Annotated in this window: 5 protein-coding genes and 1 pseudogene; 5 read left to right on the forward strand and 1 reads right to left on the reverse strand. The window is 64.3% G+C overall.

The annotated features are described in order from the left end of the window. Positions 1-12: 12 nt before the first annotated feature. The 5 genes and pseudogenes from H7H34_RS21735 (at position 13) to H7H34_RS21755 (ending at position 7,291) form a co-directional block, all read left to right on the forward strand. The gene (locus H7H34_RS21735) at positions 13-1,185 is read left to right on the forward strand and encodes a DUF6361 family protein (protein ID WP_245165608.1); all 1,173 of its coding nucleotides are present in this window, start codon (positions 13-15) and stop codon (positions 1,183-1,185) included. After that, complete coding sequence (locus tag H7H34_RS21740; protein ID WP_185926704.1) at positions 1,182-3,035, forward strand: phospholipase D family protein; 1,854 nt, start codon at positions 1,182-1,184, stop codon at positions 3,033-3,035. The genes H7H34_RS21735 and H7H34_RS21740 overlap by 4 nt, the downstream gene beginning before the upstream one ends. Continuing rightward, the gene (locus H7H34_RS21745) at positions 3,032-5,674 is read left to right on the forward strand and encodes a DEAD/DEAH box helicase family protein (RefSeq protein WP_209006423.1); all 2,643 of its coding nucleotides are present in this window, start codon (positions 3,032-3,034) and stop codon (positions 5,672-5,674) included. Before H7H34_RS21740 ends, H7H34_RS21745 begins: the two co-directional genes overlap by 4 nt. Before the next feature lie 67 nt (positions 5,675-5,741). Further along, positions 5,742-6,707, forward strand: a pseudogene (locus tag H7H34_RS21750) (IS481 family transposase); the annotation flags it as partial. A 293-nt stretch (positions 6,708-7,000) separates the two neighbouring features. Further along, positions 7,001-7,291 carry a hypothetical protein gene (locus tag H7H34_RS21755; protein WP_185926705.1) on the forward strand — a complete coding sequence of 97 codons (291 nt, stop codon included), beginning with the start codon at positions 7,001-7,003 and terminating at the stop codon, positions 7,289-7,291. 31 nt (positions 7,292-7,322) lie between these two features. Here the strand turns inward: H7H34_RS21755 and H7H34_RS21760 are convergent, their stop codons facing one another. After that, the gene (locus tag H7H34_RS21760; protein ID WP_185926706.1) at positions 7,323-10,664 is read right to left on the reverse strand and encodes a DEAD/DEAH box helicase; all 3,342 of its coding nucleotides are present in this window, start codon (positions 10,662-10,664) and stop codon (positions 7,323-7,325) included. Positions 10,665-10,666: the final 2 nt, after the last annotated feature.

Consider the following 10,666-nt stretch of genomic DNA (forward strand, 5'->3'; position numbering starts at 1 on the left):
CTCGAACCTGCGTTGGGGTGGACCTATTTGTCCCGCGAGGCGCTGGCCCGCGCCAAGGCGCAAATGGATGAGGAGTCCATGGGCGTGCGTGACGAGATCGGCTTTCTGACCATCCATCAGCGGTATGCCGATCATTTCTTCCCAGGCACATCGGTCCTGCATACGCGGGCGCGTTACGCGATCTTTGTGCCCTGGTTGTTCGAGGACCTCGCGGGTTTGACGGGACCGGCGGCCGATCGTGCCCTACGCGAACGCGAAAGAGTGCTTGCCGGGCGGCTCCGGGAGGCAGGCGAGTCCCAGGTCATTGGCGGTCGTGTCTTTCCCAAGCCGTCCAGTCAGCCGCCATCGACCGTCTACTGGAATGCACTCGCAGTGTGGGGAATCCTGCGCCCGCGTCTCGACGGGCGGACGATTTCTCGGGCGCACGCGCATAGACTGCTGAAGGGCGTGAGGGCGGCGACCGACGATGACGGACAGCCACTCCTCGGCTTCGATCCGCCGTTCGTCCCGCTTCCCAAGCGCCCGGATAGCTGGCGCGGTGGATCGATCACTCTCCGGCTGGCGGTCGCCGAGGCCGAATTTCTCCGCGAGCGCCTCGCCCAACTACGCGGCAGCGGAGGCCATGAGCTTTCCTTGCTCGCGCGTCTTGTTCGGACAGACGCCGCATCGCCACCGGGAATGTGGGCTGACGAGACCCGTGCGATTGCCGGTCCCGACCGGGCGCCGCTGGCTCGGGCGCAGCAGGCGGCCAATCTGGCCGGCGTGGGGCGCGCCGTCTACGACGCTCTCCTCGAACATGTCGTCGAGGCCGACGACAAAAGAGAGGCGTCGACCCGACATCGCGATCACCTCGCCTCGACCGTCGCCGAATACGGCGCTGTCGCGGCCAAACTCGACGTCGACGCGCTTGAGGCAGACATAGGCGCACTGCCGTTGAAGTTGCGCGCCGTCGTGACGGCGACGAAGGAGTGGATAGCTTCAAAATCGACAGATCCCAGACCGCTTTTCGAGGTATATGCGGCAGCCGAAGCCCGGAAGGGGCCTCGCGCGCGGCTTCCCCTGACGCCCAACGGACGCGCGCGTCGGCTCGAATGGTCGAACGACGAGCATGGCCTGGCTGGACCTCTCCACTATAGATGGGAGCAGGTCAGCATGCTCCTCAACGATCTGGCGAACGCCGAATGATCGGGACGGTCGACAACTGGCCGGCGCTCTCGTTTCTTGAGGGTCTTCGCCCCGGTTCCGACGAGAATGTCGAATTGGCCTTGCTGGCCTCCTATTCGGCGGATCTGGGATCGATTGGCGCGGCGCTGCTTGCTCTGGCGGGCAAGGACACAGATGCAGGCCGTGGGAGCCCTTCCGACTTCGCGGATGCGGTTGAGCGCCTTCGTGGAAAGGTGCGCATCATCATCCAGCGAGGCCGCTTGGCAAAAATGCGTCGGACACCGCGTATCGCGGCGGTCCTGGACCAATTTGTGCGCGAAGTCGATTTCGATGAAGCGACCCATAGCTGGCATCCCAAGGCAGCCCTCGTGCGCACGCGCGATGCAGGCGGGAGGGCCGGTTGGCGCCTTTGGATCGGGAGCCGCAATCTCACCGAAAATGTGAACCGGGACATCGGATTGCTGCTCCTGTCCGGGGAGAAAGCCGGTGCTTCCATCCCAGGCGCAGAGGATGTGGCGCGTGCGCTGGCCGAGAGGGCGGCGCTCAAGGGCGTGCGGCCTGTTTCATTGGGCGCTGCCGTCGCAAAGGTAGCCTGGCGCGCTCCGACAGGAGTGCGCGTGGAGCGGCTTCGCTGGTCGGATGGAAGCGGGGATATGGCAGTCCCTGTGCCTACGGTAGGAACGGAAGAAGTCGTGGTGGTGAGCCCGTTCATCGACAAGACGTTTCTCGCCCGACAAGCGCCACAGGGCTCGAAACCGACGCGGCGCGTGCTGTTGACGACAATGCGCGAGATCGAGCGGATTGGTCCGCCGCTGGCGGCGTTCGATGATCTGCTCGCGCTGGACGCGCCGGACTATCCCGTCGGCGACCCCGAGCCCGATGCAGAGACGGCCGTTACGGCCTCCGACCGTGATCCGGCTGACGACGAGGAAGAGGAACTTGGCCGTGGCCTTCACGCGAAGTTGCTGTTCATGCGATCGGGACAAAAGCGGCGGTTATGGCTCGGCAGCGCGAACGCGACCATGCGCGCCTGGACTGGCCGCAATGCCGAAGTTACCGCCGAGCTGGTCGTTACGGAGTCGGTCGAGAGGGGGCTGAAAGCCCTTCTCGGCTCAGCCCGGTTGGTTGAGGCGTCTCTCGTGGAATATGCGCCCGACGACGCGGCCCTGGAGGAGGAGGCGCTCGAACGCGCGCGCGCGCAGGTCGCGGCCCGATGGGCGGCGCAACTCGGTTTTGACGATGAGGGCACGCGCCTTGTGCATCGCTCCGATCTCCATCCACGCGGTCCTCATCCGGACGAGCCGGACATCGCGCTCGAGGTGGGCACTCTCTATGGCGAACTGGTTGCGTGGCCCTGCGGGCAAACCACTATGCTTCTGGGACCGATCGCGCCCGCGGAGCGGAGCGAGTTCGTGCGGCTGCGCGTGAGCCGTGGAGAAAAGGGACTCTCCTGGTTGCAACGCGCCCCCGCAGATCCGCCATTTGGGGAAGATCGCGACCGCGCGGCGTTCGTGCGCTTTCTGGGAGCAAGAGGGTTTCTCTTGTGGCTCGCCGGATTGCTGGCGGAGGACGGGCGCCAGGGGGAAGGCGACTGGACGAATGACGAACCACGGGATCGAGCCGCTCCAGGAATGAATCCGGCGCTCGACTCTTCGCTGCCGACATTGGAGGAGATGTTGGCGGCATGGGCGCGTGATCCCCAGAAGTTCCGCGAGATCGAGCGGCGGGTATCCCAATATCTGCCGGCCGTGCTTGAGGAGGCCAGGCAGGACGACCCCCAGATTGCGGAAATGCTGCGCCGCTTCGATGATCTGTGGGGCAAGCTCCGCAGCGGACTCGGGGTTGCCGAGATCAAGGGCAAGCACCGATGAGCGCGCCCAAGCCGTTTCAGAAAGCGGCCGTAGATGCGGCGTTCGCGGCCTTCGCGGACCCTGACGGCCGAAGGCGCTTTCTGGTCGCCGATGAGGTCGGACTCGGAAAAACCGTCGTGGCAAAGGAACTAACTTGCCGCATGACCGATGACGGCCGCCGGCCCCTGACCATCTATTACATCGCCAACGGGCACGCTGTTTCGCACCAGAACAAAAGCCGGGTTGTCGACTTCCTGGGCGAATCTCAACTACAAGATGCGATCAAGACGCCTGATCGGCTTTCGCTGATCGCCGTCGAGAAGCGGCCTGCCACCCCGGTTTTGATCTATGCGCTCACCCCTGCGACCTCGTTTCCGGGTGCGAAGGCTCGCCTGACCGGAGGCCGCAAGGAAGAACGGGCGTTCTTGAAGGTGCTGCTCGAACAGAGCTATCCTTCGTTCGCTCGCAATCTCGACCCCGACATCTTGCGACTTAGTGCGCGCGGCTCTTGGGACTGGGCCGTTACGGAGGCCGAGAAGAAGTTTGCGATGTCGCCACCCGGCTTGCGGCAGAGGTTTCGTGAGGCGCTGGGGGTTGAGTTCGGTGTACCTGTGCGTGCGATGCTCGACCTGGCGCTTCACGGCGACCCCGCGCGCAGGATCAAGCCGCTCAGGCCGACCACCTTCGTTGGCCGTCTCCGGCGAGCCTTGGCACTGGCGACATTGCGCCATCAACCGCCGGACCTGGTTATTCTCGACGAGTTCCAGCGCTACCGGCAGCTTCTGGACGAGAAGGACGCCGACCCGCTCCTGAAGGCGCTCCTTGAGCCTGAAGGCTCGGCCAGACGTCCGGCGATCCTGCTGCTGAGCGCCACGCCATATCCGTATCTGACCACGCGATGGGAGGAAGCGCGCGGCGCGCTTGCTCACGCAGAGCTTCTGAAACTGATCGAGTTTCTTGCCGGCTCGGACACGCGAGATCGCGCAAGGGATCTCTTCGCGGTTTTTGGGGACAAGTTGCGCGCCATCTCGGCCCATTCCGATGCAAGCCGCCCGGAACTGATGGAAGAGGTAGCGGAAGCGCGTCGGCTTAGGGATGAACTTCGGCAACTCATGACGCCGGTGATGTCCCGCACGGAGCGGGACAGCGTGGCGTCCTCCGATCCGCTCGCCGGCACCAGGTTTCTCCATGCGGACCCGCTGCCTGAGGATTTTCAGGTGTATCGGCATTTGGCGGAGAGCTTCGCCGAGCAAGTGCGCTACGAGGCGTTGCCCTACTGGTCGTCGGTTCCGTTGCCGGCCCAGTCCCTCGGGCCGCGCTATGCGGCGTGGAAGAAGTCCAGGATCAAGGCTGCGCCGAAGCTCACGCGGATGACGCGCGAGCGCCGCAACAAGCTCAACGCTCCGGCCGAATGGCCGGACGCCAAACTTCGTGCGCTGAGCAGTGTTGCTCCGCCCGCATTGTTGTCGTTGCCCTGGGTCGCCCCATCGCTTGCATGGTGGCCGCTTCGCGGGGGGTGGGCGGCGACGGCCGATCCGAAAACCGGGACGGATCCCAAGCTCCTTATGTTCAGTCGGTTCCGTGCAACGCCCCCTAGCGTCGCAGCGCTTCTCAGCTTCGGGGTCGAGGCACGCTGCCTTCCTAAGAAACAGGGGGGATACGAAAAGGCCTACAGACGGCGGCGCTTCAAGCTGGCGGCGATCCCTGGCCCTGTCATGGCGGCGTTTCATCCCTCGCCGTGGTTGATCCGTAACACCGATCCGCTCGCAAAGGCGGGGGCGCCGCTGGCTGCTGTCCGCAAGGAAATTCGCCGGCAGATTCTCGCTGCTTTGCCGAGAGGTATTGTCGAGCGGGACACCGTTAAGGCCCGCCGACGCCACAGATCGATTGCCCGTGTCTTAGCCTCCATCGAACGCATGGCGGGTATTGCGGAGCAGTCGGCGGCGGGATGGAGCAGTGCGATCGGTGATGATCGCGCCGCGCAATCGGCGGTGCGAAAATGGCGCCAGACCCCGCCGATCGACAGGCTTTCGCCGGCCGAGCTTTCCGACCTCGTTGATTACGCCATTGGCGCGCCGGGCGTCGTGCTCGGCCGGGCTCTGCGGCGTCATGATCCGACGATCCTGGATGGCCCGCGATACCCCGAACTGGTCCAGCTCAGTTGGCAGGGCCTGCGCGCCTATCTCGACAACCCGGTCATTTTGTCATCGCTGCCAGGCAGGAATGCGGTCGAGCGGGTCATGGGAGCGGTGGTCGACGGCGGATTCGAGAGCGTTCTGGACGAGCATTTCTGGCTCCGCGCCCAGAATCTCCATGAGGGCGCAGCGGGTCTTTCCAGGGATCTGAAGGCGTCGCTCGGGCTCCGTGCCGGCAGTTTCAGCTTTCATGGGATTGGCGGACAGTCACACAAGATTCCTGTCCGTTGCCATGTCGCCGTCCCGTTTGGCGACGCGGAGGCCGAGCCGGTGGTCAAGGTGGAGGGAGGCGTCGCGCCGGCCGCCCCGGCGCGTCCAGATGAAGTGCGCCGAAGTTTCAACACGCCTTTCTGGCCGCATGTCCTGGCGACTACATCCGTTGGGCAGGAGGGTCTGGATTTTCATCCGTGGTGTTCGCATGTGGTTCATTGGGACCTATCTGTCCCATCCCGGATGATCACATAGACGCTCGCCGGACCGCCTTGTTCATGGCAAGATCGATCCTGCGCGAGGTTCGGGACGGGACGCGGGCATGCTGATCTCTCTGCACAAGCAGGCAACGACGACACCGAAGATCCGGACGGCGATCCAGGCGAGCCCGGAGCCTGCCTGGATGGTCGCCGAACGCTACGGCATCTCGGAACAGACGGTCTGGAAATGGCGCAAGCGCGACAGCGTCCATGACCGGAGCCACACGCCGCATCGGCTTCAGACCACGCTCACGCCGGCGCAGGAGGCCGTGGCGGTGGCGCTGCGCAAGTCCCTGCTGCTGCCGCTCGACGACCTGCTCTCGGTGGTGCGCGAGTTCCTCAACCCGAACGTCTCGCGCTCCGGTCTCGATCGCTGCCTGCGGCGGCACGGAGCGGGCAACCTGCGCGAACTGAAGCCCGCCGCGCCGCGGCCCGCACACAAGCCCTTCAAGGCCTATGTTCCCGGTTACCTCCACATCGACGTGAAATACCTGCCGCAGATGGCCGATGAGGACCGGCGGCGCTATCTCTTCGTGGCGATCGACCGTGCCACCCGTTGGGTCTTCGTGCGTATCTACCCGGCGAAGACGGCAGCGAACGCCCGGCGTTTCCTGCGCGACCTGGACCGCGCCGCGCCGATGCGGATCACCCGAATTCTCACCGACAACGGCAAGGAGTTCACCGACCGGCTCTTCGGCCTGCGCCGCCGCGCCGCCACCGGCAACCACGAGTTCGACCGCCTCTGCACCGAGTTCGGCATCGAACACCGCCTGGCGCCGCCCATGCGACCGCAGACGAATGGTATGGTCGAGCGGTTCAACGGCCGGATCGAGGACATCCTGCAGAGCCACTGCTTCCGCAGCGGCGAGGACCTGGAGCAGACCATCCTGCGCTATGTCCGCCTTTACAACGGCCAGCTGCCGCAGTCCGTCCTCAAGGGCCGAACGCCCATCGATGCGCTCAAGGCTTGGCACCACGAAAGACCAGAGCTGTTCAGGAAACAGCCGTATAATCACGCGGGATGTGACACCTATCCTCCAACCCGCTCGACCTCGAGCAACGCGAAGGCCGCATCCAGCGTTATGCGGGTCTGTCGGTCAGGCGGAAGCTGGCGGAAGAGCTGCGCGACGAAGTGCTTGGCGATCCCACCGTGGATCAAGGCTCTCCCTGGCGATGTGTGGAACGGCACGCGGAGCGCTTTGTCGATAGGAGCGGCCTTCGTCCGTGGTGGGTGCACGACGGCGCCGAAATCCGCCGGCACGTTTTCGAGCGCCCCTTTGGTCGGGACATGCTGCGATTCGCGCAACTTCGGGAACAGCGCATGATCTATCGACTGGCTCTCGGCCAGCCCAACCAGGAAGATTTTATTGACGTGTTGTCGCGCGGCGGGGAAGCGACCCGTGCGCTGCTGCAACCGCTGATCCTGGATTTTTCCGCGATGGGTCTGCGGCAACAACACACGACTGCCCCGGACTCATCGGCCAACGGCCATGGGCAGATGGCGGAGACCGGCGCTCCGGAATTGGATGGCGGTGACATGGCGGCGCCTGCGTTGGCAACCAACCAGCCGATGACCGACGTCGATGCTCAGCAGCGGTTGATGCCTGGGTGATCGAGGCAGACGCGAGGCGGGCCTGTGATGGCTATGCGCTGCCCAAGACCCGCAATTTCATCGCGCGGGTCTCCAGCAAATAGGTTTCGACTCCGGCGAGCAAGTGCAACCCTTCCTCGGTGATCGCCGCCCGTGACAGTCCGGGCTGAATGATGCGGACGTCAAATTCGTAGCGATAGTCCTGCCAGCTAGCTTTCAGCCGCTTGAGGAACGCGGCGTTCCCATGTTCGAAGCGAGAGCTTTGCCCCTTGTCGAGGCGCAGTTTCTCGCGCCTGAGCATATGCGTGAACATACGGTTGGGACGGTCGCGCCAGCGGGCGGACTTTTGGGCCTGCCCGCATACTTCGTAGAGATCTTTCACGCGGGCGCCGGGCGTGTCGGCGCTCGAAAACTTGCAATGATGGAGCGTGACCTGGACAAGGCCCTCGGTGACGCGAAGCGTCACCACATCCGCGATCTCGCCAGATCCATCGTCGTCGAAAATCAGGTCGTAGGCGTCCGCGTCGGCGAGCAGGGTCTCGATGATACGCCGCTGAACGGAATCGGCTCGCTTTTCCGATCCTTGCGATTCTGTTCGGATATTTGTCCCCGACCAGTCCCAAACCTCGATCCGATCTGAAGGATAAGGCTCAACCCGAACACCATCGGGCAAGGCATAGAGATGACTGTAGATCAGCAGAGAGCCGTCTCCGAAATCAATCTGCGGGGAGTCGTCGCCAAAGGATTCCGACAGCGTCTTCACCTTGCCGCCAACCTTGATCGTCGCCTTCGGCCCTGATCGTTGCGGATAGCGGGCGCCGCCTTCCGCGAAAACGATTTCGAACTCGGCGAACTGGGTATCACTGCGCACCGCGAAGCGCAGCGGCCCGGTGGCTTCATGGTCCACGAGTTCGATGTCGCATTCCGCGAACGGTGCGGCAATGTCGTCGAAGCTGATCTCGATCCGGTCCTCGATCTGTGTCAGCAGAGATTCCGGCCAGTGAATTGCGACGGGTGGAACGCTCGGCCTCTCATTGATCTGGCGGGGGCGCATGGCGCTCTTGAAGACGCCATCGGTGGTGATGCCTGGATCGTTGACGGCTGCGCCGATGTCGCTGCACCACTCGACCCAGTCGGTTAGGTCGCGGACCGGGGAGATCGACCAGAACTTTCCTTTGGCCGAGCAGCCGCGCGAGGCCGGCACGCCATCGAGGAAGCCGGTCGCAAAGACGTTGTTCTTGATACGGGATTGCGATTTCGCCGTATCCAACCCGTCGGCGACATCCACGCCCATATACATCGAATAGCGCACGCCACGGCCCTGATGGTGCGTGAGCCCCAGGTTGCGCAGGATGAGGCGATTGAAGCCGTGAAGACTGCGGAAGACTTCCTCACCTTCGACGCGCCGTGTCGTATCACCGCAGACAGCCTTCGCCAGGCGGTCATAGGGGCCTTTGGCCGAGCTGCTGATGTAGAGGAGCCTCTTGTCGGGGTCCCAGTGCATCATATGCAGGTCCCAGATGACGTTGGTCGCATGCTGTGCGCTCGTCCAGCCCGCCTGCTCTTCCGAGCGGGTGACGAAGATGGCCACCCGCTGATGCGGGTTGACCTTCATGCCGAGATAGACGCCGGGGTTGTACAGGTCTTCGGCCCGCAGCGGCTCCCAGGCGTCGCAAGCCGTGCGATAGACCACCGCATTCATCTTCGGCTCGAGCGTCTGCAAGGGAATGTCGCTGAGATCGCCGACAAAGCCCTTGAACATCTCGGCGCGCCGAACCTGCAGGTCGATTTTGGCCGTGCTGAGCGCCTCGACCAGGGCGTTCCAGTCGGCGTCCTCGGCATAGAGTTTGGCGAGCGACCGATCGATGTCGTCCACGCCGGTGTTGGCGATGACGGTGGCGTCGCCCAGGCGCGGATCCTGCCGGGTGAACCGGCCGACGAACTGGATAGTGACGGCGATGCTTTTGTGCGGATCGTGCAGGCCCGCGATCTTCAGTTCCGGGAGATCGAAGCCTTCGCCGAGCATGTCGACGCACACGATGATCCGGCTCTCGAAGCGCCGCAGCGCGGCAAGGTTCGCGCGGCGCTCGCGGATCGACTGCTGGCTGTGAACGATGACCGGACGGAACTCGGGGAACATCGTGCTGTAGAGCTGGTGGAGATCCTTGGCCCGCTCGATCGTCTGGCAACGCGCCATGGCGAGATGATTGAGGCCGGCCTCCAGATCGGCCTGGAGGACGTCGCCGAGCTTCTCGGCGATCGCAAGGTCTGCATCGGGCTGGTCGAGCCCGAACACCGCCTCGAACCGGATCGGCTTGAAATAGCCCTCGGCCTGCGCCTTCTTGAGCGGGTAGGTATAGATGAACTCGCCGTCGACGCGCCGGCCGTCCTCGCGGAAGGGGGTGGCGGTGAACTGGACGATCGGCAGCGGTGGGTCCCGGTCGATGAAGAGGCCTCGGAATCGCGACCAAGTCGGCGCGCCGATATGGTGGGCTTCGTCGATGAACAACGCCGATGCGCGGGCCGCCATCCGCTCCTGAACCGGGGCTTCCGCCCGGCCCGCGATCTGCATCGTGGTGACGACGACGTTGGCGCTGTCGAAGATTTCATCGACGTCGGCCTTGCTGGTCGGGATATGCGAAAGCCGCATGACCAAAGGGAAGGCTGCGGTCTCGTCGAGGCATTTTTGTTGTTTCAGGACGCCGAAGGTCTCAAATTTGCCCGCGATCTGCTCGCGCAGTGCGTCGGTAGGCACCACCACCAGCAGGCGTTCGAACCGCTGGTTGGCATTGAGCGCCAGCATTGTCTCGGTCTTGCCCGTGCCCGTCGGCATGACGATGGTGGCCGGATCCGTCGATCGCGTCGCGTGGGCGAGCGCGGCATGAAGCGCGCCGATCTGTGGGCGCCGCAGGCCAGGCTGCGCGGCCTGACCGTTCACCGCGGCTCGTCCCTCGCGCAGATGAATCGCATCGAGCCAGGAAGCGGAGACAGCCTTCAGACGCTCGGCGCGCGCGGAACGATCCAGCGTATCGACGCTGGTCGGGGGTGCATTCGTCCAGCGGCCTTCACCCAGTTCGAGTGCTTCGGCGATCCGTTCCGGCTCCGTTGCGCCGGGCACGAGAAGAACGAGATCGGCTTCCAACGACGTCGCCGTCTTGGCGCTGATGATCTTCAGAATCTCGCCGTTTTCCAGGGTCGTTTCGTAACCATTGACGCGGCGGACGGCGAAGGGGCGCAGCCGGCAACGCACCCACCGCGCCGGAACCGCCAACTGGCGCACGGGGCTTCCCAGCACCTTGCCATCAATGGCAAGCCGAGCCGGCAGCAGGAGTTCGACCTCGGGATTGAAGAGATCGTCCTGGTTGGAGGCGGTGGGACGCTTGCGGGTGGCCATCG

The organism is Stappia sp. 28M-7 (assembly GCF_014252955.1).
Lineage (GTDB): Bacteria > Pseudomonadota > Alphaproteobacteria > Rhizobiales > Stappiaceae > Stappia.

What these genes read in the sequence shown, in the direction of transcription:
- H7H34_RS21740 (WP_185926704.1), top strand. Translation starts at nt 1,182, where the DNA reads ATGATCGGGACGGTCGACAACTGGCCGGCGCTCTCGTTTCTTGAGGGT.
- H7H34_RS21755 (WP_185926705.1), top strand. Translation starts at nt 7,001, where the DNA reads ATGATCTATCGACTGGCTCTCGGCCAGCCCAACCAGGAAGATTTTATT.
- H7H34_RS21745 (WP_209006423.1), top strand. Translation starts at nt 3,032, where the DNA reads ATGAGCGCGCCCAAGCCGTTTCAGAAAGCGGCCGTAGATGCGGCGTTC.
- H7H34_RS21760 (WP_185926706.1), bottom strand. Translation starts at nt 10,664, where the DNA reads ATGGCCACCCGCAAGCGTCCCACCGCCTCCAACCAGGACGATCTCTTC.